The sequence below is a fragment of the Paenarthrobacter sp. CC6 genome, assembly GCF_040560085.1.
GTDB classification, from domain to species: Bacteria; Actinomycetota; Actinomycetes; order Actinomycetales; family Micrococcaceae; genus Arthrobacter; species Arthrobacter nicotinovorans.
On sequence record NZ_JARDAN010000023.1, the window covers coordinates 41,875 to 68,448 of the forward strand.

General features: G+C 63.4%; 29 protein-coding genes and 1 riboswitch. Of the genes, 21 read left to right on the forward strand and 8 right to left on the reverse strand.

The genetic code is table 11. The annotated features are described in order from the left end of the window. The first annotated feature begins 9 nt into the window (after positions 1 to 9). Both PV760_RS18910 and PV760_RS18915 read left to right on the forward strand, forming a co-directional pair. Positions 10 to 1,341, forward strand: coding sequence for an ammonium transporter (locus tag PV760_RS18910; protein WP_018776216.1), 1,332 nt, complete (start codon positions 10 to 12; stop codon positions 1,339 to 1,341). Further along, complete coding sequence (locus PV760_RS18915; RefSeq protein WP_167262769.1) at positions 1,338 to 1,676, forward strand: P-II family nitrogen regulator; 339 nt, start codon at positions 1,338 to 1,340, stop codon at positions 1,674 to 1,676. The genes PV760_RS18910 and PV760_RS18915 overlap by 4 nt, the downstream gene beginning before the upstream one ends. A 99-nt stretch (positions 1,677 to 1,775) precedes the next feature. On the opposite strand, the gene PV760_RS18920 is transcribed toward PV760_RS18915, so the two are convergent. Next, the gene (locus tag PV760_RS18920; RefSeq protein WP_110504039.1) at positions 1,776 to 3,176 is read right to left on the reverse strand and encodes a glucose-6-phosphate dehydrogenase; all 1,401 of its coding nucleotides are present in this window, start codon (positions 3,174 to 3,176) and stop codon (positions 1,776 to 1,778) included. Positions 3,177 to 3,287: 111 nt separating this feature from the next. On the opposite strand from PV760_RS18920, the gene ffh reads away from it, so the two are divergent. Continuing rightward, the gene (gene ffh / locus PV760_RS18925; RefSeq protein ID WP_018776214.1) at positions 3,288 to 4,868 is read left to right on the forward strand and encodes a signal recognition particle protein; all 1,581 of its coding nucleotides are present in this window, start codon (positions 3,288 to 3,290) and stop codon (positions 4,866 to 4,868) included. 63 nt (positions 4,869 to 4,931) lie between these two features. Continuing rightward, positions 4,932 to 5,654 carry an alpha/beta fold hydrolase gene (locus PV760_RS18930; protein WP_193590646.1) on the forward strand — a complete coding sequence of 241 codons (723 nt, stop codon included), beginning with the start codon at positions 4,932 to 4,934 and terminating at the stop codon, positions 5,652 to 5,654. On the opposite strand, the gene thiC is transcribed toward PV760_RS18930, so the two are convergent. Further along, positions 5,637 to 7,496 carry a phosphomethylpyrimidine synthase ThiC gene (gene thiC / locus PV760_RS18935; RefSeq protein ID WP_354628448.1) on the reverse strand — a complete coding sequence of 620 codons (1,860 nt, stop codon included), beginning with the start codon at positions 7,494 to 7,496 and terminating at the stop codon, positions 5,637 to 5,639. The two genes, PV760_RS18930 and thiC, sit on opposite strands and share 18 nt — an antisense overlap. Next, positions 7,492 to 7,599, reverse strand: a riboswitch (TPP riboswitch). It overlaps the preceding gene by 5 nt. Before the next feature lie 84 nt (positions 7,600 to 7,683). Here thiC and PV760_RS18940 point away from each other — a divergent pair. From PV760_RS18940 to PV760_RS19020, 17 genes are all read left to right on the forward strand, one after another. Next, the gene (locus PV760_RS18940) at positions 7,684 to 8,766 is read left to right on the forward strand and encodes an amidohydrolase family protein (RefSeq protein WP_354628449.1); all 1,083 of its coding nucleotides are present in this window, start codon (positions 7,684 to 7,686) and stop codon (positions 8,764 to 8,766) included. A gap of 92 nt (positions 8,767 to 8,858) precedes the next feature. Continuing rightward, positions 8,859 to 9,731, forward strand: a complete 873-nt coding sequence (locus tag PV760_RS18945) for a VOC family protein (protein ID WP_354628450.1) — start codon at positions 8,859 to 8,861, stop codon at positions 9,729 to 9,731. Positions 9,732 to 9,854: 123 nt separating this feature from the next. Beyond that, complete coding sequence (locus PV760_RS18950; protein WP_018776209.1) at positions 9,855 to 10,292, forward strand: hypothetical protein; 438 nt, start codon at positions 9,855 to 9,857, stop codon at positions 10,290 to 10,292. A gap of 237 nt (positions 10,293 to 10,529) precedes the next feature. After that, entirely contained in the window at positions 10,530 to 10,952 is a 423-nt protein-coding gene (rpsP, locus tag PV760_RS18955; protein WP_018776208.1) for a 30S ribosomal protein S16, read from the forward strand. Position 10,953: 1 nt separating this feature from the next. Further along, positions 10,954 to 11,196: an RNA-binding protein gene (locus PV760_RS18960; RefSeq protein WP_011775119.1), complete on the forward strand. Its 243-nt coding sequence runs from the start codon at positions 10,954 to 10,956 to the stop codon at positions 11,194 to 11,196. A 129-nt stretch (positions 11,197 to 11,325) separates the two neighbouring features. Further along, entirely contained in the window at positions 11,326 to 11,880 is a 555-nt protein-coding gene (rimM, locus tag PV760_RS18965; RefSeq protein WP_354628451.1) for a ribosome maturation factor RimM, read from the forward strand. Further along, on the forward strand, positions 11,881 to 12,681 hold the full coding sequence (gene trmD / locus PV760_RS18970; RefSeq protein WP_018776206.1) for a tRNA (guanosine(37)-N1)-methyltransferase TrmD: 801 nt from the start codon (positions 11,881 to 11,883) through the stop codon (positions 12,679 to 12,681). Between the two features lie 264 nt (positions 12,682 to 12,945). Further along, on the forward strand, positions 12,946 to 13,299 hold the full coding sequence (rplS, locus tag PV760_RS18975) for a 50S ribosomal protein L19 (protein ID WP_014922079.1): 354 nt from the start codon (positions 12,946 to 12,948) through the stop codon (positions 13,297 to 13,299). 81 nt (positions 13,300 to 13,380) lie between these two features. Continuing rightward, positions 13,381 to 14,058, forward strand: a complete 678-nt coding sequence (lepB, locus tag PV760_RS18980) for a signal peptidase I (protein WP_018776205.1) — start codon at positions 13,381 to 13,383, stop codon at positions 14,056 to 14,058. Continuing rightward, the gene (gene lepB / locus PV760_RS18985) at positions 14,059 to 14,874 is read left to right on the forward strand and encodes a signal peptidase I (RefSeq protein WP_039241891.1); all 816 of its coding nucleotides are present in this window, start codon (positions 14,059 to 14,061) and stop codon (positions 14,872 to 14,874) included. Further along, entirely contained in the window at positions 14,874 to 15,614 is a 741-nt protein-coding gene (gene rnhB, locus PV760_RS18990; protein ID WP_354628452.1) for a ribonuclease HII, read from the forward strand. The genes lepB (PV760_RS18985) and rnhB overlap by 1 nt, the downstream gene beginning before the upstream one ends. A gap of 67 nt (positions 15,615 to 15,681) precedes the next feature. Next, on the forward strand, positions 15,682 to 16,026 hold the full coding sequence (locus PV760_RS18995) for a DUF2469 domain-containing protein (RefSeq protein WP_018776202.1): 345 nt from the start codon (positions 15,682 to 15,684) through the stop codon (positions 16,024 to 16,026). 110 nt (positions 16,027 to 16,136) lie between these two features. Beyond that, the gene (locus PV760_RS19000; RefSeq protein WP_354628453.1) at positions 16,137 to 16,502 is read left to right on the forward strand and encodes a YraN family protein; all 366 of its coding nucleotides are present in this window, start codon (positions 16,137 to 16,139) and stop codon (positions 16,500 to 16,502) included. Next, positions 16,503 to 18,044, forward strand: a complete 1,542-nt coding sequence (locus PV760_RS19005) for a YifB family Mg chelatase-like AAA ATPase (protein ID WP_039241889.1) — start codon at positions 16,503 to 16,505, stop codon at positions 18,042 to 18,044. 47 nt (positions 18,045 to 18,091) lie between these two features. Then, positions 18,092 to 19,318 (forward strand): DNA-processing protein DprA, encoded by a 1,227-nt coding sequence (gene dprA / locus PV760_RS19010; RefSeq protein ID WP_354628454.1) that lies wholly within the window; start codon positions 18,092 to 18,094, stop codon positions 19,316 to 19,318. A gap of 62 nt (positions 19,319 to 19,380) precedes the next feature. Further along, a complete protein-coding gene (locus PV760_RS19015) occupies positions 19,381 to 20,307 on the forward strand; it encodes a tyrosine recombinase XerC (protein WP_018776198.1) in 927 nt (308 codons plus the stop codon). A 238-nt stretch (positions 20,308 to 20,545) separates the two neighbouring features. Then, positions 20,546 to 21,049 carry a DUF3145 domain-containing protein gene (locus PV760_RS19020; RefSeq protein ID WP_018776197.1) on the forward strand — a complete coding sequence of 168 codons (504 nt, stop codon included), beginning with the start codon at positions 20,546 to 20,548 and terminating at the stop codon, positions 21,047 to 21,049. Positions 21,050 to 21,146: 97 nt separating this feature from the next. On the opposite strand, the gene PV760_RS19025 is transcribed toward PV760_RS19020, so the two are convergent. The 6 genes from PV760_RS19025 to PV760_RS19050 form a co-directional block, all read right to left on the reverse strand. After that, a complete protein-coding gene (locus tag PV760_RS19025; RefSeq protein ID WP_018776196.1) occupies positions 21,147 to 22,382 on the reverse strand; it encodes a beta-ketoacyl-[acyl-carrier-protein] synthase family protein in 1,236 nt (411 codons plus the stop codon). Between the two features lie 133 nt (positions 22,383 to 22,515). Continuing rightward, positions 22,516 to 22,761, reverse strand: coding sequence for an acyl carrier protein (locus PV760_RS19030; protein WP_011692310.1), 246 nt, complete (start codon positions 22,759 to 22,761; stop codon positions 22,516 to 22,518). A gap of 116 nt (positions 22,762 to 22,877) precedes the next feature. Further along, positions 22,878 to 23,939, reverse strand: a complete 1,062-nt coding sequence (locus tag PV760_RS19035; RefSeq protein ID WP_018776195.1) for a beta-ketoacyl-ACP synthase III — start codon at positions 23,937 to 23,939, stop codon at positions 22,878 to 22,880. Continuing rightward, positions 23,936 to 24,865 (reverse strand): ACP S-malonyltransferase, encoded by a 930-nt coding sequence (locus PV760_RS19040; RefSeq protein WP_018776194.1) that lies wholly within the window; start codon positions 24,863 to 24,865, stop codon positions 23,936 to 23,938. The genes PV760_RS19035 and PV760_RS19040 overlap by 4 nt, the downstream gene beginning before the upstream one ends. 88 nt (positions 24,866 to 24,953) lie before the next feature. Then, positions 24,954 to 26,198: a PucR family transcriptional regulator gene (locus PV760_RS19045; RefSeq protein WP_018776193.1), complete on the reverse strand. Its 1,245-nt coding sequence runs from the start codon at positions 26,196 to 26,198 to the stop codon at positions 24,954 to 24,956. A gap of 184 nt (positions 26,199 to 26,382) precedes the next feature. Further along, positions 26,383 to 26,574: hypothetical protein (locus PV760_RS19050; RefSeq protein WP_144649517.1), on the reverse strand; the 192-nt coding region annotated here is incomplete at its 5' end.

Below are 26,574 nucleotides of genomic sequence, written 5' to 3' on the forward strand. Positions count from 1 at the left end.
ACGTGCACCATGGAACTTACCGCAGGTCACGTATGGGTCATGGTGGCGGCGGCGCTTGTGCTGTTCATGACACCTGGTCTGGCATTTTTCTACGGCGGCATGACACGCGCCAAGGCAGCCTTGAACATGATGATGATGAGCTTCATCTCCATCGGCATCGTCGGGGTCGTCTGGGTGATGTGGGGCGCATCGATGAGCTCCGGGGAAGGTTTCCTGGAGATCGTGGGCAACCCGTTCGCTTCGTTCGGTCTTATCGGAGTTGAAACCACCCCGGACGCGATGATCAAGATTGGCTACGCAGCTACCTTCGCCATCATCACCGTCGCCCTCATCAGCGGTGCGATCGCAGACCGTGCCAAGTTTGGTGCCTGGAGCATCTTCGTTCCGGTCTGGGTCACCCTGGTCTACTGCCCGCTGGCCTACATGGTCTGGGGTGGAGGCTTGTTCGGCCCCGAAGGCGCAATCGGCAAGGCCCTCGGCCCGGCCATCGACTTCGCCGGCGGCACCGTGGTTCACATCAACGCCGGTGTTGCAGCTCTCGTCCTGGTCCTCATCATTGGCAACCGCCGCGGTTTCGGCAAGGATCCCAACCACCGTCCCCACAACATCCCGTTCGTCATGCTCGGTGCTGCAGTTCTGTGGTTTGGCTGGTTCGGCTTCAATGGCGGCGCAGCTACCACTGCGGAACAGGCGGGCCTGATCTGGATCAACACCCTGGCAGCACCCGCGGCAGCCATGATCGGCTGGCTCATCACGGAACGTATCCGCGACGGCCACCCGACATCGCTCGGCGCAGCGTCCGGTGTAGTCGCCGGTTTGGTAGCCATCACCCCTGCCTGCGCAAACGTTGATCCCATCGGCGCCCTGGCGCTCGGTGTGGTTGCCGGTGTGGCCTCTGCCCTGGCTGTCGGCCTGAAGTTCCGCTGGGGCTTCGATGACTCTTTGGACGTCGTGGGAGTCCACCTCGTCTCCGGAATCATCGGCACCGTGGCCCTTGGCTTCATCGCCAAGTCCGTGGACGGAGTTGGAGGCGGCCTCTTCTACGGCGGAGGATGGACCCAGATGTGGGCACAGCTTGCTGCGGCCGGCATTGCCATCGCGTTCTCGGCTGTCATGACGGCCATCATCGCCTTCGCCATCCACAAGACCATGGGCTTCCGGGTTTCCACGGAACAGGAGAACGTGGGCGTTGACCTCAGCCTCCACGCTGAGACCGCTTACGAGTTCGGCATCAACGGCCACGGCGGCAGCTTCCAGCCGCTGCACGAGGCCATGACCGGCAAGTCGGAAACCACCGCAACCAAGGCACCCGCAGAGGGCAAGGAGAGTGTCCAGGCATGAAGCTCATCACAGCGATCGTTCGTCCCGAAAAGCTTGAAGCGGTCCGTGAAGGCCTCGAAGCCTACGGAGTCCAGGGCCTGACGGTCAGCGCGGCCAGTGGTTATGGCCGGCAGCGCGGCTATACCGAGGTATACCGCGGAGCTGAGTACAACGTGGATTTGCTGCCCAAGATCCGGATCGAGGTTCTCGCCACCGACGAGCAGGCGGACGACATCCTGGATGTCCTCATTGCCAGCTCGAATACCGGACGCGCAGGTGACGGCAAGGTATGGACCATGGACGTTTATGAAGCGGTCCGGGTCCGGACCGGCGAACGTGGCGCAGCCGCAATCTAGGACAGCAACACAGTAGCCAGGACAGCAGCACCGTCCAGGTGATGGCAAAGCGGGCCGGGTACCCCTCAAGGTATCCGGCCCGCTTTGCGCTGCGCTGACCTAGTTGTCGACGGCGGTGGGCCAGCCCGCCGGACCCTCGCTCCCGGCGTCGTATTCTTCCAGCGGCACCTCGCCGTCCGCCCAGGCCCGAAGGACCGGCTCGATGATCCGCCAGCAGTCTTCGGCGGTGTCGCCGCGGACGGACAGCAGGGGATCGCCGGTGAGGATTCCTTCCAGGACTTCACCGTAGGGCAGCATTCCCGCTGCGCTCAGTTCTGCCATGAGGGTCGCGCGGTCCAGCGTGAAGATGTTTCCGGGCCCATTGACATCGACATGGAGCTCCAAGGTGTCCGGCCCGAAACCAATCCGTAGTTGGTTGGGGGAGTCCACGCCCGTAAAGCCCACCGGCAGCTGGGGAACCGGCCGGAAGGTGATGACAGCCTCCTTCCGGCGTTCTCCCATGGCTTTTCCGGACCGGAGGATGAACGGGACACCCTTCCACCGCCAGTTATCAATGTCCACCTGGACTTCGGCCAGGGTTTCGGTGTTGCGCCCGGGATCCACGCCTTGTTCAGCGGCGTAGTCGGGGACTGTACGTTCGCCGAGGGTTCCGGCGGTGTACCTGGCCCGCCGTGTGGAGGCATCGAAGGGGGCTTTGACGCTGCTGGCGCGCAGCACGGTAGCCACAGCGTCACGGAGATCGCGTTCTTCGATGGTGGCCGGGGCATCGATGGCCAGGAAAGCCATGATGTGCAGGAGATGGCTTTGGATCATGTCACGCAGGGCTCCGGCAGCGTCGTAGTAACGCGCCCGTCCTTCGAGGGCCAGGTCTTCGTCGAAGACGATTTCCACCTTTTCGACGTGCTCACGGTTCCAGACGGGTTCCAGGAATCTGTTGGCGAAGCGTAGGCCCAGGATATTCAGGACTGTCGCCTTGCCCAGGAAGTGGTCCACGCGGTGGATGTGGTCCTCGGGCACCAGGGCCGCCAGGGTCTTGTTCAGTTCACGCGCTGATTCAGTGCCCGAGCCGAAGGGCTTCTCCATCACCAGGCGCGTGCCGGCCGGCACCTGCTCACGCCGCAGTATTTCGCAGGCCTTCTGGCTGACGTGGGGAGGCAGTGCAAAGTACACGGCGACCGGCCCCTCCAGCTGCGCCAGCAGTTCGGCCAAGGGGCCATCCGCTGTCACATCCACCTGGTGGTATTCGGTACTTTCGGCAACTGCGGCCAACGCCGCGCGTCCGGCAGTATCGGCGGACTCCGACGCCGCCTCGAAGGCGCCCTTGACCCGTTCCTGCCATTGATCCGGTGACCACGGGTCCGAACCGGCGCCCACCAGCCTCAGTCCGGGGGCACGGCCGGCCGCCAGGAGTCCGGCTAGTCCGGGCAGGAGCAGCCTGCCTGTCAGGTCCCCGGACGCGCCGAGGATGAGCAACGTTTTTACAGTTGTTTTACTGGTCACTGTGCCAGCATGCCACCTTGCCAGCGTGACTTGGTACCCTAGATAGTCGAGTCCCGTGGTTAACGCCGGACCGGCCACCATTCGTAGACCATCGAAAGAAGTGCGCGGCGCGTGTTCAATTCACTCTCTGACCGGTTGACAGCAACCTTCAAGAACCTCCGTGGCAAGGGCCGCCTCACCGAGGCTGACGTCGATGCCACCGTCCGGGAGATCCGCCGTGCCCTCCTGGACGCGGACGTCGCAGTGTCCGTGGTCCGCGAGTTCACAGGCCGCATCCGTGAACGCGCCCTGGGTGCCGAGGTTTCGGGAGCGCTGAACCCGAGCCAGCAGATCGTCAAGATCGTCAATGAGGAACTCAAAGAGATCCTCGGCGGCGAGACCCGCCGCATCCGTCTGGCCAAAACCGGCCCCACCATCATCATGCTGGCCGGCCTTCAGGGTGCCGGTAAGACCACCCTCGCAGGCAAGCTTTCCAAGTGGCTCAAGGCCCAGGGCCACAGCCCCATGCTGGTGGCGTGCGACCTTCAGCGCCCTAATGCAGTGACCCAGCTCCAGGTAGTTGGCCAGCGCGCCGGTGTCCCGGTGTTCGCCCCGCACCCGGGTGCCACCTCCGAACTTGAGCACCCCGCCGGTGACCCGGTTGCGGTAGCCAAGGCCGGCGTCGAGGAAGCCCGCCAGAAGCTTCACGACGTCGTGATCGTGGACACCGCCGGCCGCCTCGGCGTGGACGCCGAGATGATGGACCAGGCCCGTCGCATCCGCCAGGCGATCATTCCCAACGAAGTCCTTTTTGTCATCGACTCCATGATCGGCCAGGACGCCGTCAACACGGCGATGGCGTTCGATGAAGGCGTCAACTTCACCGGCATCGTGCTCTCGAAGCTCGACGGCGACGCCCGCGGTGGTGCCGCACTTTCCGTTGCGTCGGTCACCGGTAAGCCGGTCATGTTCGCGTCAACGGGCGAAGGCCTTGACGATTTCGAACTCTTCCACCCGGACCGGATGGCTTCCCGCATCCTGGACATGGGTGACGTACTTACCCTGATCGAACAGGCTGAGAAGGCGTGGGACAAGGACGAAGCAGCCCGGATGGCGAAGAAATTCGCCGACCAGGAAGACTTCACCCTTGACGACTTCCTGGCCCAGATGCAGCAGATCCGCAACATGGGCTCCATGAAGAAGATGCTCATGATGATGCCGGGTGCGCAGAACATCCGCCAGCAGCTTGAGAACTTCGACGAAAAAGAGATCGACCGCGTCGAAGCGATCGTCCGTTCCATGACCCCGCACGAGCGTGTGGCTCCCAAGATCATCAACGGCTCACGCCGCGCCCGTATCGCCAAGGGTTCAGGTGTCCATGTTTCCGAGGTCAACGGCCTGCTGGAGCGTTTCGCCCAGGCCCAGAAGATGATGAAGAAGCTGGCCCAGGGCGGCGGCATGCCGGGCATGCCCGGAATGCCCGGCCTCGGTGGTCCCGGTGGAGGACGAAAGAACGGGAAGAACGCGCCCAAGAAGAAGGCACGGTCGGGCAACCCGGCCAAGGCTGCCCAGGAGCTGCGTGACGCAGAGGCCAAGCGGGCCAATGCGGCCTCGGCGGCTCCCACAGGCGCGGCCTTCGGCCAGGGCGCAGCGGACTTCGACCCGTCCTCGCTCAACCTTCCCAAGGGTTTCGACAAGTTCCTCGGTAAATAACCGTGCCGACATCCCGGCCCGCGTCGGAGCCGGGATGTCAGAGCCGTCGAATAGGCTGAACCAATGCATAAGCAGCGCGTAGTCTTCCTTCACGGCCTGGGCAGTTTTGGTGCTGCGGCCTGGCCGAAGCAGCACGGCATGGCGCTTGGCTATGATGCACTTTTTCTCCGGAGGCACGGTTTTGATCCGGTCGCGGAACCGGCGGAATCCAACGTCGCTGCCGACGTCGCCATCGTGATTGGTGCCTTGGCTGATTCAGGGGGCGGCCACGTCGTAGCGCACGAGCAAGGCGCGATCTCCGCCATGTTGGCGGCCGTTGAGCGCCCTGATCTTGTGCATTCGCTTTCCTTGGTGGAGCCCGCCTGTTTGTCCTTGACTGCTGAGCTTCCCGCTACCGCTTCATATCGGGCGCTGATGGAACCGCTGTTTGAGGTGCGGGGCCAGCTCAACGACGCCGATTACCAGCGTGAGTTTTTCCTCCGCGCGTTTTCCGCCGAAACGGGAGGGCTCGACTCTCCCGAGGCCCGGCGTTCTGCCCGCAGGCTCCGGCTCCAAGCTCCGCCGTGGGAAGCTCCGCTGCACATTGTTCCTGGTGTTCCCACCTTGGTTCTTACTGGTGGTTGGGAGCCGCTGTACGAGGAAATCGCCGCGTACCTCCAGGAGACCGGTGCCCTCCGCCGTGTGGCAGCAGGCGGGCACCGGCCCCAGGACTCACCCGACGGCGATCACATCATCCGTTCGTTCGTCGCAGAGGTGCGACGGGCCAGGTCAGTTCAGGCTTCCTGACTGCGTGGTCCCATCGATCGGCTCCGGCGTCCGTGCGGAGGCCACCTGGAGCTCCGGCAGGTAGACCTTTCCACCGGAGGCGAGGAACTCCGCACTTTTTTCCCGCATCCCGCTGTACATTCCTGCGATCGCCGCTTGGGATTCTGCTGAACCGTATTCGTCGCGGATGTCCTGGCTGATGCGCATCGAACAGAACTTGGGCCCGCACATTGAGCAGAAGTGCGCCGTTTTGGCGGGTTCGGCCGGCAGCGTTTCATCGTGGAACGACTCGGCCGTCACAGGATCGAGGGACAGGGCAAACTGGTCCCTCCACCGGAACTCGAAGCGCGCCTTGGAAAGTGCGTCGTCGCGCTCGTGTGCGCCGGGGTGCCCCTTGGCAAGGTCCGCCGCGTGCGCCGCGATCTTATACGTGATCACCCCTGTTTTGACATCGTCTTTGTTGGGTAGGCCCAAGTGTTCCTTGGGCGTGACGTAGCAGAGCATGGCCGTACCGTAGCGGGCGATCTCCGTGGCACCGATGGCTGAGGTGATGTGGTCGTAGCCGGGGGCGACGTCGGTGACCAGCGGACCCAGGGTGTAGAACGGTGCCCCTTTGCAGAGTTCCTGCTGCCGTTCCACATTTTCGCGGACCAGGTGGAACGGGATATGCCCGGGACCTTCCACCATCACCTGCACGTCGAATTCCCAGGCGCGCTGTGTGAGTTCGGCCAGGGTGTCCAGTTCCGCGAATTGTGCGGCGTCGTTGGCGTCAGCGGTAGCGCCGGGACGCAGGCCGTCGCCGAGGGAAAACGCGACGTCGTACTTGGCAAAAATTTCGCACAACTCGTCGAAGTGCGTGTACAGGAAGTTCTCCTGGTGGTGGGCCAGGCACCACCCCGCCATGATGGACCCGCCACGGGAAACTATGCCTGTCACGCGGTTGGCGGTCAGCGGTACGTACCTGAGCAGTACACCGGCATGGATCGTCATGTAGTCCACGCCTTGCTCGCACTGTTCGATCACTGTGTCACGGAAGATTTCCCACGTGAGCTTGTTGGCTTCTCCATTGACCTTTTCCAGCGCCTGGTAGATGGGAACGGTGCCGATCGGAACAGGGGAGTTGCGGATCAGCCACTCGCGGGTGGTGTGGATGTCGTCGCCGGTTGACAAGTCCATGACGGTGTCCGCGCCCCACTGCGTAGCCCACTGAAGCTTGTCCACTTCTTCGGCAATTGAACTGGTGACGGCCGAATTGCCGATGTTGGCGTTGATCTTCACCAGGAAGGCCTTGCCGATAATCATGGGCTCGGATTCGGGGTGGTTGATGTTGTTGGGAATGATCGCGCGGCCGGCGGCGACTTCGCTGCGGACCAGTTCGACATCGCAATTCTCGCGCAGCGCCACGAAGCGCATCTCAGGCGTCACCAGGCCTTGCCGTGCGTAGTGCATCTGGGTGACGGTCTTACCCTCGACGGCGCGGCGAGGCACCGGTTGCGCGCCCTTCCACTCGGCTGAGGCGGCCCCGCGGCGAACAGCCGACTTGCCGTCGTCGAGCAGGTTCCGTTCGCGGCCGGAATAGGCCTCAGTGTCGCCGCGGGACTCGATCCATGCGGCCCGGAACGGTTCCAAGCCCACGACGGGATCGCTGCCCGGGCCTGCCGTCCGGTACACCTGCAGTGGTGCGTTGGCTTGGCCATTGGGGGAGGGCTCCAGCGCGATTTCCGTCACGGGGACGCGGATTCCGGCGTCATGGTCTTTAAGCCATGCCAGCGAATGGGACCTCAGGGACTGCGTAACAGGCTCGTTTTGGGCAGGGCTGGACTCGCTTTGGGCAGGGCTGTGCTGTGTTTTGGTGGTGCTCAAAGGATTACTCACTTCCTTCGCCGGCATTACCCGGACAGGTTCAACGGTCGCAGGCTGCCTCAGCCCGATCTCAGCCCCTGCAAGGGCACCCGTGTGGTCGTAGACGAAGCTACCACAGCTGGCAGGGGGCGCCCAGTCACATCAGTCCGCCGAAGCCTGCCGCCCCCCAGCGGATTAGGCTTTTGCCATGGCCAACATCATTGAATTCAGCGGACCCGTGCTCGTGGCAGCAGATGACGTGCGCCAAGGAATGTGGTCTGTTGGGGGAGCGCTGACGTTTGAAAAGCCGTCGTCCCCTCCAGACAAGGTACTGGACGGTTGGGTCCTGCCGGGTTTCGTGGATGCCCACTGCCATATCGGCTTGGGCGCCGGTGGGGCCGTGGACGACGCCACCACCCTCGCGCATGCCCAGGCCGACCTCGCTTCGGGAACCCTGCTGATCCGCGACTGCGGATCTCCCAGCGACACACGTTGGGTGCAGCAGCGGACGGACTTGCCCCGCCTTATCAGGTCCGGCCGCCACATCGCCCGAAGCCGTCGGTACCTGCGCGGATTGGGCCATGAGATTGAACCGGAACAGCTGGTGGAGACCGTCCGTAAGGAGGCCCGCGACGGCGACGGTTGGGTGAAGCTCGTAGGCGACTGGATCGACCGGGGCATTGGCGACCTGGCGCCCTCTTTTCCGGCAAAGCTGGTCAAGGACGCCGTAGCTGCCGCCCACGAGGAAGGTGCCAGGGTCACGGCGCACTGCTTTGCGGAGGACACAATCGACGACATGCTGGATGCCAACATCGACTGCATCGAACATGCCACTGGCCTTCTGCCCCGGCACATCCCACGGCTGGTGGAGCAGTCAGTGCCGATCGTTCCCACGTTGGTGAACATTGCGACCTTTCCGGAGATCGCCGCCCAGGCGGCGCCAAAGTTCCCCGGGTACGCGGACCACATGACGCGGTTGTGGGAGCGCCGGCGTGAGCGGGTCCTTGAGGCTTTCGAGGCCGGGGTGGCGATCTACGCGGGAACGGATGCGGGCAGCGTGATCAAGCACGGCCGCATCGCGGACGAAATGCATGAACTGCACGACGCCGGCCTGCCGCCCGCCGCGGTCCTGGATGCCGCTGCGTGGGGCGCCCGCAAGTGGCTGGGAGCCGACGCCATCAGCGAAGGCGCCAGTGCCGACGTCGTTCTCTGCCATGACGATCCCCGGCACGACCTACGGACGGTATCCGGGCTCAAGCACGTGGTCCTTCGCGGTGAACTCATGGGATGAGCGTCAAATGGCTGGGAATAAATTGAAGCTTCAAGTAATTTATAGAAGTAGAACCTGCCGAAAGGCGGACACTTCAACACCGGGAGCTTCACATGTCCACATCATCCGCACAGGACCTTCTTCCTGCCGACCTCGCCATGGGCACTGTCATGCTCAAGGTCGGCGACATGAAAGTCATGAGTGACTACTACCAGCGTGCTTTGGGCCTTGTGGTCGTGGCCGAACAGGACGGCGGCCTCTACCTGGGCCGGGCAGGCAAGCCCGTGGTTCACTTGGCGCCGGCTGCGGGGCTCCAGATTCCGGGGCGAGGGGAAGCCGGGTTGTTCCACACCGCCATACTGTTCCAGGATCAGCCCTCACTGGCGGCCACCATCGCCACCGCTGCCGGATACGAACCCCGGGCGTTCGTGGGCAGCGCAGACCACCTGGTCAGCGAAGCGTTCTACTTCACCGACCCGGAAGGCAACGGCATCGAGCTTTACTACGACAAGCCCCGTGAAACCTGGCAGTGGGAAGGCAAGAACGTCGTCATGGACAACGTGGCCCTCCCGCCGCAACGTTTCCTTCAGCAGCACCTGAGCGAAGAAGCCGTCACGGGCCAGCATCAGGCAGCGGCCGGTGTCGGGCACGTCCACCTTCAGGTGGGTGACGTCGCCACCGCCCAGGACTTCTACGTCGGGACCCTGGGCTTCGAGCGGACCGCGGGCTGGCACGGCCAAGCACTGTTCGTATCCGCCGGCGGCTATCACCACCATATGGCCATGAATGTCTGGAACAGCCGGGGTGCCGGCCCCCGCAAGGACACTCTTGGGCTGGGGGAAGTGTTGATTGAGGTTCCATCCAGCGAGGATGTCGGGGCCTTGGCGGACCGTTTGCGCGTTGCCGGGGTGCAGAACCATCACACCGGCGCTGAACTGCAGTTCGAAGATCCGTGGCGGAACAAGCTGCGGGTGGCTGTTCGCTAGACGGCATCCCGCCGGAGTGCCCGTCGGTGCCCCATGCTGCACTAGGCTGGGCAGTGACGGTTCGGGACCCTGGCGGGCCTGCGCCGGACGTCCCGTCAGCACGAAGGATTGAGAGTACTTTCCATGGGCTTTGCCGAAATTTTTGTAGCCACCCACGACGAAGCACTCAAGCGGGCGGCAGCCCTGGGTAAAGGTGCCGATGCCGCAGGCCCTGCAGTCCGCATCAACGGCATAACGGACTTCGAGGTGGAACAACTGGGCGACCTCGCCGGCCAGGCCGTCCATGCCGCAGGCGCTGACTACGAACTCGCGCTGGTGGACGTCACCAGTGACGCGCTGCTTGGCGTTCCCGAAGCGATGGTGAGGGCCTTGGCCGAATTGCTCACGTATGAGAGCGAAGGTGAAGCCAATGTCCTGGATGACGTTGCTTCCGCCTGGGCGGAACAAGAAGACATGCCGTTCGACGCCGCCCAGTCCCGGCAGTACGTTCAGCAACTTGCCGCTCTGGCCACCGACGTGGAAAAAACGGAGCGCGCCGGGCTTTACGTCTGGTCCGAATAGCCACCTCGACGGCTGGGTCCGGGCACTGACCGGGCCTTGGTGTGACCAAGAACTCACCGACCCGGAGAGCTTGAGTCGTAATCTACCCGGGCATCTGGCACAATAGACAGGTACTCGATCGGTGCGGCCCCTCTCTCCGTGCTCGTATCTTGTCCTTCGAACCGTCTAGTATGGCCCGCCCCACGGGTGCAAAACGTCGGGTTCAACCCCGTTTCAGAAACAGGAGTGACCACAAAAGTGGCCGTAAAGATTCGCCTTAAGCGCTTCGGTAAGATGCGCGCACCGTACTACCGCATTGTCGTCATGGATGCCCGCGCCAAGCGCGATGGCCGTGCCATTGAAGAAATCGGCAAGTACCACCCCACCGAAGAGCCGTCGTACATCGAGGTCGCTTCCGAGCGCGCCCAGTACTGGCTTTCCGTTGGCGCCCAGCCGACTGAGCAGGTTGCTGCGATCCTCAAGATCACCGGTGACTGGCAGAAGTTCAAGGGCCTCCCGGGCCAGGAAGGCACCCTGAAGACGAAAGCTCCCAAGGAAGCTTTCGTAGCACCGGAGAAGGGTTCCGTCATCATCCCGGAAGCCATCACCAAGAAGGCCAAGAAGGACGACGCTGCCGAGGCTCCGGCCGAGGCTGAAGCAGAGACCACCGAGGCTGAGTAAGTTGCTGGCAGAAGCGCTCGAGCACTTGGTTCGTGGGATCGTTGACAGCCCTGAGGATGTCAAGGTCAGTGCCAAGAACAACCGCCGCGGGGAATCCCTTGAGGTGCGCGTTCACCAGGAGGACCTCGGACGGGTGATCGGCCGTCAAGGACGGACCGCACGCGCACTGCGCACTGTGGTTGCCGCCTTGGCTGGTGGCGAGCAGGTCAGGGTCGACGTCGTCGACACCGACCGCCGCCGGTAACGCGCTCAGCACTGCTTGTCTTAGATCCGGCCCCTTCACCGAATATGGTGGAGGGGCCGGATTGCTTTGTCCAACACTTCACACCGTGGCTGCCCGGCGGCGCGGAACAACAGGAATTCAGAGGAACCCATGCAGCTCCAGGTGGCCCGGATCGGTAAACCCCATGGCATTCGCGGCGAGGTAACGGTGCAGGTACTCACTGACGCACCCGCAGAGCGCTTCGTCGCCGGAACCGAGTTCGTCGTGGAGCCGGCGTCCGCCGGACCCCTGACCGTCCGCAGTGCCAGGTGGAACAAGGACATCCTGCTGCTCGGATTCGAGGAGATCGCGGACCGAAATGCCGCCGAGGCCATCCGCGGCGCCAAGCTGTACATCGAAACCGAGGAACTCGACGACGAAGACGACGACGAGGGTTGGTACGAACACGAACTCGTTGGGTTGGAAGCGCGCGTTGGATCCCAGGTCATGGGCAAGGTGGCAGCGCTGACGACGTTGCCTGTCCAGGACCTGCTGACAATCACCACGGACGAGGGAAAGGAAATCCTTGTTCCCTTCGTGGATGAAATCGTTCCCGAGGTCAACATCGAGGACGGATACGTCCTCATCACCCCGCCTGCGGGACTCTTTGAGCTCAATGACGACTCCTCTGACGACGCAAAGGATGCTGCGGGGGATGACGCCTGAATGAGGATTGATGTCGTCAGTATTTTCCCCGAATACCTGGCCCCCCTTGAGCTCTCCCTCATAGGCAAGGCCCGGCAGGACGGATTGCTGGAGCTCAACGTCCACGATCTCCGCAGCTTCACCACCGACAAGCACCGGACGGTGGACGATACCCCGTACGGCGGCGGTGCCGGGATGGTCATGAAGCCTGAACCCTGGGCCCAGGCCCTTGAGTCGCTGGCGCCTGCGCACGAAGGTGCCAAGCCCGTATTGATCGTTCCGTCACCGGCAGGACAACGCTTCAACCAGGCGCTGGCCTACGAACTCGCTGAAGAAGAGCAGCTGGTCTTCGCCTGCGGCCGATACGAAGGCATCGACGAACGCGTCATGGACTGGGCCCGGGACCACTTCACGGTGCGCCCCGTCAGCCTCGGGGACTACGTTCTCAATGGTGGCGAGGTAGCTGTCCTTGCCATGGTTGAGGCAATCGGTCGCCTGCTTCCCGGAGTGGTCGGAAACCCGGAATCCCTGATCGAGGAGTCGCACTCCGACGGCCTCCTGGAGTATCCCGTCTACACCAAGCCCTCGTCGTGGCGGAACCACGATGTTCCGGAAATCCTGCTCAGCGGCAACCACGGAAAAATTGCCCAGTGGCGCCGCCACGAGCAGTTCCGCCGCACCGCAGAGCGCCGGCCTGACCTCTTGGCGGATTTCGACGCCGGTGCTTTGAGCCGCGCCGACCGCAACGCGCTGACGGAACTCGGCTATGACGTGGTGGATGGACGCCTGCAGGCCAGGCACGGCGGCGACGCCGCCAACTAGCGCTGCCCGCCGCCGTCGGGAGTTCCAGTCCCGCCAGTTGGCTGGATGGCTGCGCTTATGGCAGAATTAACCCTTGTGTCTGCTGGGCTGACACCTGCCACAGGGGGAGTTCAGCCAACAGTCGGACAACCCGGTGACGCCAATCAGTGGCGGAACCGGACACTAATAAAACTTCGGCGGAGATTTCCGGTAGGCCTTCGGGCTGCGGGCTTGTTCGCCGTAACCCAAAGTGAATGACCTGTGGCGTTCACCAGGAGTGGATTAATGCATATCCTCGATAGCGTAGATGCAGCCTCGCTGCGTAACGATGTTCCTGAGTTCCGCGCGGGTGACACCCTCAAGGTTCACGTCAACATCATCGAAGGCAAGAACTCCCGTGTCCAGGTTTTCCAGGGCTTCGTCCTTGGCCGCCAGGGCGACGGCGTTCGCGAAACCTTCACCGTGCGCAAGGTTTCCTTCGGTGTCGGCGTAGAGCGTACCTTCCCGGTACACTCCCCGATCATCGACAAGATCGAGGTCGTCACCAAGGGTGACGTCCGCCGCGCCAAGCTTTACTACATGCGTGCACTGCGCGGTAAGGCTGCGAAGATCAAGGAAAAGCGCGACTTCGCCAAGTAAGTCCTGCGACTTACGCAACGGGTCCAGGATTCGTGCCCGGTTGTATCCGGAGCAATCCGCAACGCAACAGGGATACGAGTCATGGACACATCAGAACGCCAGCCCCGGAAACAGGGCTGGCGTTTTGTTTTGCTCGCACTGGTCCTCGCGATCGCCATCAGCGGATTGGTCCGTTCCCTGTGGCTTGATGTCTACTACATTCCCTCGGAATCCATGGAGCCGCTCCTGATGACGGGCGACCGGATCCTGGTATCGCGGACCGACTTCAGTGCCGAGCCGATCCGCCGGGGCGATGTTGTGGTCTTTGATGGGCGGGGTTCGTTTGCTCCGCTGAGCAGCGGGCGCGGTCCATTCGTTGACGCCGCCTCTGCAGCAGCCCAGTGGTTCGGGCTGACGGGCAGCGACACCACGTACGTCAAGAGGGTCATCGGGGTGCCGGGTGACCATGTCCAGTGTTGTGATGCCGGCGGCCGCCTCACAGTGAACGGTCAGGTACTTGAGGAACCCTATCTGTACCCGGGAGACGAACCCAGCAAGCAGAAATTCGACGTCGTGGTGCCTCCGGACCGGCTCTGGTTGATGGGCGACCATCGCTCGCGGTCTGCTGACTCCCGTGGCTTGCTTGGTGCGCCCGGCGGAGGAATGGTTCCGATGGACCGGGTTATCGGCCGGCCGGTCCAGATCATCTGGCCACTTGATAGATTTGCAGAGATGCCTCGCTCCACGCAGGCCGAAACACCATCGAAGAACGGACAGTAGATGCCGGACAAAGCTCCTGGGAACCCCGAGCGGTACGACGACGACTCGCGGCTCCCGGACGGAACGGCAAGTGCCGCTGGTGTGGCGGAGCCGGATGCTGGTGCAGCAGAGCCTGAAGAGGATCAAAAGAAGCCCCGCAAGAATCCTGCCCTGGTGTGGATCAAGGAAATCGCCACTGTCGTGGCCATTGCACTGGTGTTGTCCTTCCTACTGAAAACCTTCCTCTTCAAGGCTTTCTACATTCCCTCGGAGTCCATGGAGAGCACCCTGGACGTTTACGACCGCATCTTCATCAATTTGCTCGTTCCCGGACCCTTTGACCTTTCGCGGGGGGACGTCGTGGTCTTCAAAGACACGCAGGCTTGGCTGCCGCCCGTCGCACAGAAACCCGCCGGCCCCATGGACTGGGTAGGGGACACGCTCGAGTTCGTGGGCTTGGCTCCGGATGCCAGCGAGCAGCACCTGGTGAAGCGCGTCATCGGACTGCCGGGCGATCATGTCACGTGCTGTGACGCCCAAGGCCGCGTCAGCGTCAATGGCGTCGCGCTCAATGAAAGCTATATCAACCCCGCGGAACTGCCTTCCCCGCAGTCGTTCGACGTCGTCGTGCCGGAAGGTAAAGTGTGGGTTATGGGCGATAACCGCAACCACTCGGCTGACTCGCGGGCCCACCAGGAAGTCAACGGTGGATTCGTCAACATAGAGGACGTCGAAGGCAAGGCAACCGTCATCGCGTGGCCGATCAACCGGTGGACCGTCCTCGATAACTATCCGGACGTTTTCCGTAATGTCCCTCAAGGCACCCCGGCGAAGTAATGGCTACCGCAACAGCCCGGAAGAAAACCCCCGCCAAGACGAAGGCCAAAGCCAAGGCCCAGGCAGGTTTTCCCACACTCGACGTTGAGCGTTCCTTTCTGTCCTCCGGGGTGCGCTTGCTGGCCGGTGTCGACGAGGTAGGCCGTGGAGCCTTGGCTGGCCCGGTCAGCGTTGGCATCACAGTGGTCGACCTTGCCGATCACGGCCTGCTGGCCGATGTCCGCGACAGTAAACTCCTCAAACCAGAGGACAGGGACAGACTGGAACCCCTGGTCCGTGAATGGGCCCTGGCGTCAGCTGTAGGTCATGCCTCGTCCCGGGAAATCGACGAGATCGGCATTATTGCGGCTTTGCGTCTGGCAGGCACGCGTGCGTGGTGTGACATCCTGGACGGCGGCGTCACGCCTGACCTGGTCCTGTTGGATGGGAGCCATAACTGGCTCTCACCCGAGGTCCAGGCATCTCTTTTTGATCCTGCCCCGGCGGGCGCCGGCTGCGAGGCACCGGTCCACACCAGGGTAAAGGCGGACATGAGTTGCCTGAGTGTTGCTGCGGCCAGCGTATTGGCCAAGGTGGCTCGTGACCGCATCATGGTGGACCTTCACTCCGAGCTGCCGGCTTACGGCTGGAACGTGAACAAGGGGTATGCCACCGCCGCACACAGGGATGTCATCCGCCTGCATGGTCCCAGCGCGTACCACCGGACCAGCTGGCACCTGACGGGGCCAGACCCCGAGTAGAGCGATCCTGTAGCTTTCTGTTGCAGGTCTGGCGCATGGCACCTTGCAGATGGTGCAAGATGGAACCATGAGTGCCGAGGACCTTGAGAACTATGAAACCGACATGGAGCTGCAGCTCTACCGTGAGTACCGGGATGTAGTCGGTCTGTTCAGCTACGTTGTCGAGACGGAGCGGCGGTTCTATTTGGCCAACCATGTTGATCTCCAGGCCCGCAGCGCAGACGGGGAAGTTTACTTCGATTTGACCCTGCAGGACGCTTGGGTCTGGGACGTTTACCGTTCGGCCCGTTTCGTCAAGAACGTCCGCGTGATTACTTTCAAGGACGTCAACGTCGAGGAACTGCCCCGCAGCGAAGACCTGGCCTTGCCGAAGGACGGCGGCCTGGGCGATCTCGGAGATCTTGGCAACTAGCCTGCTTCACTGCACTGTTCCTCCACAGCGCTGATTCCGGCGGGTTTACGCACATAGCCTCCTAAGCCCCTGCCGCTCACCCCCTCCAGCCGGAAGGCTGGACAGCGGAGGTGATGGTCATGAGAGCAAAAGACCGGCTTGGCCAAAATGGCGAGGCATTGGCTGCGGATTTCCTGACGGATCAGGGGATGCGGATCATTGATCGCAATTGGCGGTGTGCGGAGGGTGAGATAGACATCGTCGCGATCGACGGTGACACCTTGGTGGTTGCCGAGGTCAAAACCCGGAGCAGCCTGGACTACGGGCACCCCTTCGAGGCTGTTGGAGCGGCAAAGCTCGCCCGTTTACACCGGCTCCTTTCCTGTTGGTGCCGGACCCACGAGTTCAAAGCGTCGCGTCAGCGTGTCGATGTCGTCTCGGCGGTGGACGGCGGCGTCGGTGATCCTGTGCTTGAGCACCTGCGGGGTGTCGGCTAGGTGGGGGTGGGTCGCAGCTACTGTGTTGCCCTTGTGGGCCTGAACGGTTACATCGTGGAAGTGGAGGCCGACATTGGGCAGACGCTTCCGAACTTTGTGATCCTGGGGCTCCCTGACGCCGCCTTGAACGAGGCCAAGGAACGTATCCGATCAGCCGCGCAGAACTCCGGAATACCTTTGAGCCGCCGGAAGATCACGGCCAACCTGATCCCAGCGTCACTGCCTAAACGGGGATCGGGCTTCGACCTCGCCATCACAATGGCAGTGCTTCGTGCTGCCGAGGACATCCGTTCCATCGATGGAACAGTCTTTATCGCCGAGCTTGGCCTGGACGGCAGGCTGAGGCCGGTCCGGGGAATGCTGCCCGCCGTCATGGCTGCCGTGCAAGCCGGGTATCCGGACATCGTGGTGGCGGAGGCGAATGTTGCCGAGGCTGCCTTGGTGCCCGGCGCGAACGTCCGAGGCTATAAGACGCTGGCACGGCTCGCCTATGATTTTGGCGCAGACCCGAAGGACCTAGCCCTGGACTACGATCCCATGGACGAGGATGTCCCGGAGATTGACGCCGTTGAAGTGCCGGTGGTGCCGGACCTTTGCGACGTTTCAGGGCAGGAAGAAGCCCGGCAAGCGTTGGAAGTCGCTGCTGCCGGCGGACACCATATGCTGCTGACGGGGCCGCCGGGAGCCGGAAAGACCATGTTGGCCGAGAGGTTGCCTGGATTACTTCCGGATTTGGCGGAGACAGCAGCAATGGAAGTGACGGCCATCCATTCCTTGGCAGCCGTCCAGGCATCCGCCGTGCGGCTCATTCACAGGCCGCCTTTTGAGAATCCCCACCACAGCGCCACTGCCGCGGCGATCATCGGCGGCGGCTCGGGACTTCCCCGGCCGGGCGCGGCATCGCGGGCGCATCGGGGAGTGCTGTTCCTGGACGAGGCTCCCGAGTATGAGCGACGGGTCCTGGATGCCCTTCGCCAGCCCCTTGAGAGCGGTGAGCTTGTCATCCACCGGTCGGCCGGCACGGCGGCGTACCCCGCGCGCTTCCAACTCATTCTGGCGGCGAATCCCTGTCCCTGTGGCAAAGCAACCGGCAAAGGCCTGGACTGCACGTGCACGGCGATGATGCGGCGTCGCTACATCGGCAGAATGTCCGGCCCGTTGCTGGACCGCGTTGACATTCAACTGAACGTGGAACGGGTGTCCTTGGCGGATTTCGGCCATGCCGGGCAGGAGGAGGACACACGGACCGTAGCGGAACGGGTGCTGGCGGCCAGGGAGCGGCAGTTGCTGCGCCTGAAGAACACCGGGCTCGAAACCAACTCCCAAGTACCGGGAAGGATCCTGCGAGGACAGCTGCGGTTGCCTCCGGGAACCACGAGGATCCTGGACACCGCACTCGAGCGGGGAGTGCTGACCGCTCGCGGCTACGATCGCGTCCTTCGCCTCGCGTGGACACTCGCTGACTTGGACCGCAGCGAGCGACCGGATGCTGACCATATTGGGCAAGCGCTCGGCCTGAGGCAGGCCGCGGCGGCGACGTGAGCGAACGACACGAACGCAATGAACGGAAAACGGCAGGAGTGGCAGGAATGAGCGTGCACGACAAAGAACGGGTAGCCCGGGCCGCGTTGGCCCGGCTGATGGAGCCGCAGGACTCAGTGGGACTGGCCCTGGTGCAGGTGGTCGGCGCTGTGGATGCGTTGGGGGTTGCCACGGGGGAGCTCGGGACCGGTCCTGGTATGGAGCAGGAGATTTCTGCGGTCCTCCGCGACGGGGGCGGACCCGCAACGTGGGCAGGTATGCAGGATAGCCTCAGGCGCTGGGCTCCGCGTGTTGCTGACCTGGCCCCTGACCGGGACCTGGAGACCATGCGGCGGTTGGGTGGCCGGTTGATTGTTCCCGGAGATGATTTGTGGCCGGCACAACTTTCGGATCTAGGCCTTCAGGAACCGCTGTGCCTGTGGTGGAGGGGGCACGAACAGGAGTTGCCGTCGGCAGGTCGGGCCATTGCGCTTGTGGGTTCAAGGGACAGTACAAGCTACGGCGCGTCCGTCACGGGCGACTTAGCCTTCGGGCTTGCCCAGCGGGGCTTCAGTGTGGTCTCAGGCGGCGCCTACGGCATCGACGCGCACGCGCACCGCGGAGCACTCAATGGTGGCGTAGCCGGGCTGCCTACCATCGCCGTGATGGCAGGGGGAGTAGACCGCTTTTATCCCTCCGGCAACGAGGATCTCCTTCGGGCGGTGGCCGCGCAGGGAGCGGTGATCTCCGAAGTTCCTCCGGGGTCCGCGCCCACGCGTTACAGATTCCTGCAAAGAAACCGCCTCATTGCAGCCTTGTCCTCGGTCACTGTTGTGGTGGAGGCGCGTTGGCGCTCCGGCGCCCTGAATACCGCCCATCACGCCGAGACGATAGGCCGGGTCGTGGCTGCGGTTCCAGGATCCGTTCACAGCGCCAATTCCGCCGGTTGCCACCGCCTGCTCAGGGACGGGGGAGCCGTTTGCGTCACGGATGTCGGTGAGGTCGCTGAGCTTGCGGGGGCCATCGGTGCATTCGGCGCCCAGGACGAGGGGAACCAGCAATACCAGGAACGCGGCGCAAACCAGGAACACAGCGCCGCGGTGCACGATGGATTGTCCCTGGAGGATTTGATTCTCCTGGACGCATTGCCCCTTCGATCCACCAGCTCGGTGGAGAAGCTCACGGTGGTGGCAGGTTTGAGTCCGGAGTCCGTTCGCGCTGGACTCGGCCGGCTGGGGTTGCTGGGACTGGCAGTCTCGGACCGGGGCGCCTGGAAGCGTGGAAAGAATGCCTGACCCTCCCGCGAAAAGCATGTTGGTGCGGGCGCTGGGGGACGACTGCTGGCACAGTTGGAAAGATGGACGGACAATCACTACCTACAGCGCTGGCCGGCGCCGTCGAGGGCTTCCGGCGCTACTTGGAGGGGGAACGGGCGCGGTCCACCCATACCGTTCGTGCCTATATCGCGGACGTCGAGAGCCTGCTGGGTTTTGCTGTCCGGGAGGGGGTTGAAGAACTCCCGCAATTGGAGCTCGGATCGCTTCGGCGTTGGCTCGGCGCGCAGAGCGAAGCGGGGATGTCCCGGGCCACCTTGGCCAGACGCGCAGCAACTGCCCGGGCTTTCACCGGCTGGGCACTCCGGGAAGAACTGATCCCAACAGACCCGGCAATACGTCTGCAAGCGCCCAAACGCAGCAAGTCACTTCCCGGGGTCCTTCAGCAACAGCAGGTCACCCGCATGGTGGAGGACCTGAACATCGCTGCGGAGGATGGCGGCCCGATGGCCATCCGCAACCGGGCAATGGTTGAGCTTCTCTATGCCACAGGAGTCCGGGTCGGCGAGCTTGCCGGGCTGGACATCGATGACCTGGATCCGGACCGAAGGACCCTGCGCGTGCTGGGCAAGGGAAACAAAGAGCGCACGGTGCCGTTCGGGGTCCCGGCTGCCGTGGCTGTGGACGACTGGCTCAGGCGTGGCCGCCCGGCCGTCGTGACCGCAGGCAGCGGCCCCGCCTTGTTTCTGGGTGTCAGGGGCAACCGCGTGGATCCGCGACAGATCCGCGCCGTGGTGAGCGATCTGCTGCATGCCTTGGGCGATACCTCAGCCACCGGACCACATGCGCTAAGGCACAGTGCGGCTACGCATCTGCTGGACGGCGGGGCAGACCTTCGCGCAGTCCAGGAGATCCTCGGTCACAGCAGCCTCGCCACTACCCAGATCTACACTCACGTTTCCGTTGACCGGCTCCGCAATAGCTATCAGCAGGCGCACCCACGGGCTTGATCATGACCCTTATAACCCCCGCACTGGCGGAAACCGGCAGCGTACGGCAAAATGAAAGCACCATGGGGAAACCTTCAATGCACGCTTGAGGGTTACTTCTGTGCCAAGATCGTCAAAAGGACTACACAACTGAATAGCCTGTCAGGGCCATCATGAGATTCATGACATCCGGCAGCACAGGAAGACCATCCAGGCAGAGGTCGTTGGGGAAGACGTACCTACAGCTATGGAGGATGGAATGTCTGTTGCAACAACCCGCGGTGTCCTGTTCGTGCACTCGGCCCCTACGGCGCTTTGCCCGCACGTCGAGTGGGCCATTGGATCAGTCGTGGATAAGCGGACCGATCTTGAGTGGACCCCTCAACCCGCCGCGCCCGGAATGTTCAGGGCCGAGCTTTCGTGGACGGGCGCCCCTGGAACCGGTGCCCAGTTGGCGTCGGCCTTGAGGGGCTGGGCCCACTTGCGCTACGAAGTCACCGAAGAACCAAGCCAGGGGGTGGATGGCGCCCGTTGGTCCCATACCCCTGAACTCGGTATTTTCCACGCCGTCACGGACGTGCACGGAAACATCATGGTGACCGAGGACCGCATCCGCTATGCCTATGAGTCCGGCGCCGGGGATCCCTCAGCGGTCTACCACGAGCTGTCATTGGCCCTTGGCGAGGCGTGGGACGAAGAACTCGAGCCGTTCCGCCACGCCGCAGAAGGTGCTCCGGTGCGCTGGCTGCACCAGGTCGGCTGACAGCGACCCACGACAAATACCCCATAGCAATGAAGAGGGCCCCACCAACTGGTGGGGCCCTCTTCATGTCGCACGTTGCGGCAGCTGCAGATCCTGCTTAGACGTTGCGTACCGCGATGACTGCGTTGTGTCCGCCGAAACCGAAGGAGTTGCTCAGCGCGACGATATCGCCGGCGGGCAGGTCCCTGACGGAAGTTACGACGTCGAGCGGGATCTCCGGATCCTGGTTCTCGAGGTTGATGGTGACCGGTGCCTTGCGCTCGTAGACGGCCAGGACCGTCAGAACGGCTTCAACGGCGCCTGAAGCACCCAGGAGGTGTCCCATCTGGGACTTGGTGGCGGAGACCGCTACGTTGTCCACGTGGGTCCCCAGGGCGGCACGGAGGGCCGTGTACTCGGGCTTGTCACCGACGGGGGTGGACGTAGCGTGTGCGTTGACGTGCACCACGTCCTCAGCCTGGATCCGGCCGTCGAACATGGCAGCCTTCAGCGCCCTGGTGGCACCCAGGCCTTCGGGGTCCGGTGCTGTGATGTGGTAGGCATCCGCGGTCACCGATGTGCCGGCAAGCTCGGCGTAGATGCGCGCACCACGGGCGATCGCGTGCTCCTCGGCTTCAAGGACAAGGGCACCGGCGCCTTCACCCATGACAAAGCCGTCGCGGTCGATGTCGTACGGGCGGGATGCGCGTTCCGGCTCATCGTTGCGGCGGGAGAGGGCCTGCATCGAGGAGAACGCTGCCAGGGGCATCGGGTGGATTGCTGCTTCCGCGCCACCACACACCACAACGTCAGCCTTGCCGGACCGGATAAGATCCAGTCCCAGGTGAAGTGCTTCGGTGCCGGATGCACAGGCAGAAACCGGCGTATGCGCTCCGGCACGTGCGCCGAGGTCGAGGCTGACCGCGGCAGCAACGCCATTGGGCATGAGCATGGGAACCGTCATGGGCAGGACCCTGCGGGGGCCCTTGTCCCTGAGGGTGTCCCACGCATCCAGGAGGGTCCAGACGCCGCCAATGCCGGTGGCGAAGGCCACAGCCAGCCGGTCGTGGTCGATGTCCTCAATCCCGGAGTCGGCCCAGGCCTCGCGGGCGGCGATGACGCCAAACTGCGTGGACGGGTCCATGCGCTTGGCCTCAACGCGGCTCAGTACCTCAAGTGCCGGGGTGGAGCACCGGGCAGCAAAGTGGACGGGGAGGTCGTACTTGGCCACCCACTCGTCGTCGAGCGTGTGGGCGCCGGAGACGCCCTTCAGCGCGTTCTGCCACATTGTGGGTACGTCGCCGCCGATGGGAGTGGTGGCCCCCAGACCGGTTATGACTACTTTGCGTGCCATGCGATCACTCTCTGTCGGATCAGCCATCCCGCCTGCAGGGTTCACAGGGGTAGGCAGGAAAATCTTTGGGCGTTATTGCGGCTGTGCCGGGCGCAGGGACTAGCGCCCTGGCCCGGCACAGCTGGTGTCAGGACTAGGCCTGTGCGTTGGCGATGAAGCTGACGGCGTCGCCGACGGTCTTGAGGTTCTTGACCTCTTCGTCGGGGATGCGGACGCCGAACTTCTCTTCAGCGTTGACAACGATGGTCATCATCGAGATGGAGTCGATGTCCAGGTCCTCGGTGAAGGACTTGTCGAGCTCTACGGCTTCGGTGGCGAGGCCCGTCTCTTCGTTGACGATTTCAGCCAGGCCGGCCAGGATCTCTTCGTTGCTAGCCATTGTTGGCTCCTTTTCTTGTTGTACCGGCTGCTGCCGGAAAGGGGGCAAACCGCGGTTACGGTTTGGGTTTTCAAGTCATATTCAGTTGGCTGGAGGCCACCGGGGCCGGTCCAGGTCTATGGCAGGACGACAACCTGGGCGCCGAAGACCAAGCCCGCGCCGAAGCCGATCTGCAGGGCAAGGCCGCCGCTCAGGCCAGGGTTCTCCTGGAGCAAGCGATGGGTTGCGAGAGGGATGGAAGCCGCAGACGTGTTTCCGGCCTGCGCAATATCGCGGCCGATCACAACAGACTCGGGAAGCTTCAGCTTCTTCACCATCTCGTCGATGATGCGCATGTTCGCCTGGTGGGGAACGAACGCAGCGAGGTCACTGGCTTCGATGCCGGCAGCATCCAACGCCTGCTGGGCCACCTTGGCCATCTCCCAGACCGCCCAACGGAAGACGGTCTGGCCGTCCTGGCGCAAGGTCGGCCAAACATCCTGTGTTGCGGAAAGGATGGCGGGGTCGTCAATTTCGTCGGAATGCCTGGCGGATTCGCCAAGCTTCTTGACGTCTTCCAGCGAGTGGGTCATGCCGATTGCATCCCACTTGCTGCCGTCGGAGCCCCACACGGACGGGCCGATGCCCGGCGTGTCAGACGGACCCACTACGACTGCGCCGGCTCCATCGCCCAAGAGGAAGGAAATGGTGCGCTCGTGGTTGTCGATGACGTCCGAGAGCTTCTCAGCGCCGACTACCAGGACGTACTCGGCTGCGCCGGAGCGGACCAGCGCATCAGCCTGGGCCACGCCGTAGCAGTACCCTGCGCAGGCGGCTGAGATGTCAAAGGCCGGTGCCGGCGTCGCGCCGAGGCGTTCGGTGAGTGCAGCGGCGGCGGATGGCGTCGCGTAGGGGTGCGTGACGGTGGAGACGATCACGGCACCCAGCTGGGACGGTTCGATGCCGGCCTGTTGGATGGCCTCCCTCGCCGCGCCTTCGGCCATGTCGATGACGCTCACATCGGCGGCTGCGCGGTGGCGGGTGATGATGCCGGTCCGCTGGCGGATCCATTCATCCGAGGAATCGATCCACTGGCAGACGTCCTCATTGGTGACGATGACGTCCGGGCGGTAGGCCCCGATGCCGAGAATGCGGGCATTCTCGTTGACGGTGGCTTTCTTCAGTACCGGCGTGCTCATGCCTGTCCCTCCAGTTCAGCAAAGAGTGCGAGTGCCGCGGACAGGTCATCCGGGGTTTTGACTGCAACAGTCTTCACGCCGGGCATGCCGCGTTTTGCCAGACCCGCAAGGGTTCCGGCGGGAGCAAGTTCGATGACGCCGGTGACGCCGCGCGCCACTAATGTCTCCATGCACAGGTCCCAACGGACGGGCCGGGAAACCTGTGCGATCAAGCTATCGACGGCGGCAGGGCCGTCGGTGACTTCCTGGCCGTCGTAGTTGGACAACAGCGGGACTGTCGGTTTTTGGGGCGACAGTGACGGCTTAAGCGCTTCCAGTGCGCTGACTGCAGGGGCCATATGGGAGGTGTGGAATGCGCCCGCAACCTTGAGCGGAATGACACGTGCCTTTGCCGGCGGGTTCTCTGCAAGGGCCTTGAGCTGTTCGAAGGTACCCGCGGCGACGGTCTGGCCGGCACCGTTGACGTTGGCCGGCGTTGCGCCGGCAGCTTCGATGGCTGCCAGGACCTCAGCTGGGTCGCCGCCAACCACGGCGCTCATTCCGGTGGGGGTGACGGCAGCCGCTGCTGCCATGCTGTTTGCACGCTCGCGTACGAAGGTCATGGCCTCGGACTCGGTGAGGACGCCGGCAAGGGCGGAGGCGGTGATCTCGCCGACGGAATGGCCGGCGAGGATAACGGGAAGGGTGCTCAGCTCAACGTCGAACAGGGACTTCGCGGCCACAAGGCCGGCAGCAACAATCAGGGGCTGCGCAACCGCAGTGTCCTTGATGGTCTCTTCGTCCGAGGTGGTGCCGTGGGCCTTGAGGTCAATGCCTGCGATCTCGCTCAGGGCGGCCAGTTGGCCTTCGACGGAGGGGAGTTCCAGCCAGGGGGCCAAAAATCCGGGGGTCTGGGAGCCCTGTCCAGGGCAGACGATTGCAAGCACGTATCCAGCTTTCCAAATTGCCACGTGATCCACTGGTGTTTTGGTACACCAAGCTCACTGGGTCAGTTTGTAGGAAGTCTACAACGGTTCAGCTCTGCGAACGTGACGCATGACGTTCCGGAACGGCTTTCGGCGGAGCCGAAAGGCGGCCCACCACCAGGGCGGTTTGCAGAACAAACGCCTCCCGCGGAAGGAGGGGATCCCAGCCTGTCACGTCGCAGACACGCTTCAAACGGTAGCGCACCGTATTGGCATGGACGAACAGTTCCCGGGCCGTAGCCTCCAGTGAATGACCCAGTTCAAGGTAGGTGCCCAAGGTCTCCACGAGGCCGTTTGAGGCGGCCAGGAGCGGCCTGTAGATGTTCTTGATCAACGATCGCCTGGCTGCGTCATCGCCCGAGACCACGCGCTCCGGTAGCAGATCGTCTGCTGCGACGGGGCGGGGCGCCGAGGGCCACGCACGGGCGGCCGTGAGGCCGGCGAAGGCGGCCTGGGCGGAACTGCTCGCTTCCAGCAAAGATCCGGCCTCCGGACCGTAAACCACGGCACCGGGGGCAAAGAGTTCACTGAGTTTGAGGTAAGCGGTGTCCCGGTCCTGGACGCCACCAAGGATCAGGATGAGCCGGTCGCCCTGGATTCCCACCAGCGCATCCTCGGCAAATCGCCCGGCAGTACGGCGCAGTTCGCTGACGTAGCTTGCACTGGGTTCCGACGGAGAGTTGCCCACCATCACGGTGAAGCGTTCCTGTGCTTTCCAGCCCAGCGCCGCGATCCGTGACCGCAAGGCATCTGTATTTTCCCCACGGAGGATGGCATCCACGATCAGCGCTTCCAGCCTGGTGTCCCACGACCCGCGGGACTCGGCGGCACGTGCGTAAACATCGGCAGCGGCAAATGCGACCTCGCGCGAATAGCGCAGGACGGCTTCGCGCAACGACGGCTGGTCGGACTCCGGGGCGATCACCGGTACCTGGTCCTCCACCACTTCCACCACGATGCGGATCAGCTGCAGGGCCTTTTGGAGGCTGATTGAGCGGGTGAGCTCGGTGGGGGCATTGCCGAAGACGTCCGTGAGGATCCAGGACGGTGAACTGGGGCGCTCATACCAGGTCACGAACGCCGCGATGCCGTTTTGTGCCACGAGGCCGAGCGCCGATCGTTCATCGGAGCTCAGGCGGCTGTACCAGGGGAGCGATTTCTCCAGTTGGCGCATGGTGCTGGTGGACAGTTGCCCTACGTTCGCGCGGAGCTGCCGGAGAGTTTCCGCCTTTTCCGGCGACAATGCCGGGGTTGCTGCCTTGCGCTTTGACGTTGTTTTGGTGGGCTCTGCCATGGAATGAGCATACGGCCCAGCCCGGGGAACCTCCATTTGTGCGAAGGCTACAACTAGCCTTGTTGCCCGTCACGTCCCGTCGAGCGCCTGCGTACAGCTTTAAACGCCCGACGGCGGCCCCCACCTTTTGGTGAGGACCGCCGTCGCGGATGGTGCTGGTGACGCGTGACGTCCCGGAAGAAGCCTAGGCGTCGCCGCCTGCTCCGCCGGTGGTGCCGGCGTTGACATCCAGGAGCCGGTACTTCTCGATCGCCTTTTCCAGTGCGCCTTCTTCAACCTCGCCCTTGGCGGCGAGGAGTTGGAGGGTTTTGGCGACGATGGAGTGGGTGTCGTTTTTGAAGTAGCGGCGTGCGGCTTGGCGGGTGTCGGAGAAGCC

Excerpts from the sequence above, each read along its gene's own strand:
- PV760_RS18910 (WP_018776216.1), top strand. The coding sequence starts at position 10 with ATGGAACTTACCGCAGGTCACGTATGGGTCATGGTGGCGGCGGCGCTT.
- PV760_RS18915 (WP_167262769.1), top strand. The coding sequence starts at position 1,338 with ATGAAGCTCATCACAGCGATCGTTCGTCCCGAAAAGCTTGAAGCGGTC.
- PV760_RS18930 (WP_193590646.1), top strand. The coding sequence starts at position 4,932 with ATGCATAAGCAGCGCGTAGTCTTCCTTCACGGCCTGGGCAGTTTTGGT.
- PV760_RS18940 (WP_354628449.1), top strand. The coding sequence starts at position 7,684 with ATGGCCAACATCATTGAATTCAGCGGACCCGTGCTCGTGGCAGCAGAT.
- PV760_RS18945 (WP_354628450.1), top strand. The coding sequence starts at position 8,859 with ATGTCCACATCATCCGCACAGGACCTTCTTCCTGCCGACCTCGCCATG.
- PV760_RS18950 (WP_018776209.1), top strand. The coding sequence starts at position 9,855 with ATGGGCTTTGCCGAAATTTTTGTAGCCACCCACGACGAAGCACTCAAG.
- rimM (WP_354628451.1), top strand. The coding sequence starts at position 11,326 with ATGCAGCTCCAGGTGGCCCGGATCGGTAAACCCCATGGCATTCGCGGC.
- trmD (WP_018776206.1), top strand. The coding sequence starts at position 11,881 with ATGAGGATTGATGTCGTCAGTATTTTCCCCGAATACCTGGCCCCCCTT.
- rplS (WP_014922079.1), top strand. The coding sequence starts at position 12,946 with ATGCATATCCTCGATAGCGTAGATGCAGCCTCGCTGCGTAACGATGTT.
- lepB (WP_018776205.1), top strand. The coding sequence starts at position 13,381 with ATGGACACATCAGAACGCCAGCCCCGGAAACAGGGCTGGCGTTTTGTT.
- lepB (WP_039241891.1), top strand. The coding sequence starts at position 14,059 with ATGCCGGACAAAGCTCCTGGGAACCCCGAGCGGTACGACGACGACTCG.
- rnhB (WP_354628452.1), top strand. The coding sequence starts at position 14,874 with ATGGCTACCGCAACAGCCCGGAAGAAAACCCCCGCCAAGACGAAGGCC.
- PV760_RS18995 (WP_018776202.1), top strand. The coding sequence starts at position 15,682 with ATGAGTGCCGAGGACCTTGAGAACTATGAAACCGACATGGAGCTGCAG.
- dprA (WP_354628454.1), top strand. The coding sequence starts at position 18,092 with ATGAGCGTGCACGACAAAGAACGGGTAGCCCGGGCCGCGTTGGCCCGG.
- PV760_RS19015 (WP_018776198.1), top strand. The coding sequence starts at position 19,381 with ATGGACGGACAATCACTACCTACAGCGCTGGCCGGCGCCGTCGAGGGC.
- PV760_RS19020 (WP_018776197.1), top strand. The coding sequence starts at position 20,546 with ATGTCTGTTGCAACAACCCGCGGTGTCCTGTTCGTGCACTCGGCCCCT.
- PV760_RS19025 (WP_018776196.1), bottom strand. The coding sequence starts at position 22,382 with ATGGCACGCAAAGTAGTCATAACCGGTCTGGGGGCCACCACTCCCATC.
- PV760_RS19030 (WP_011692310.1), bottom strand. The coding sequence starts at position 22,761 with ATGGCTAGCAACGAAGAGATCCTGGCCGGCCTGGCTGAAATCGTCAAC.
- PV760_RS19035 (WP_018776195.1), bottom strand. The coding sequence starts at position 23,939 with ATGAGCACGCCGGTACTGAAGAAAGCCACCGTCAACGAGAATGCCCGC.
- PV760_RS19045 (WP_018776193.1), bottom strand. The coding sequence starts at position 26,198 with ATGGCAGAGCCCACCAAAACAACGTCAAAGCGCAAGGCAGCAACCCCG.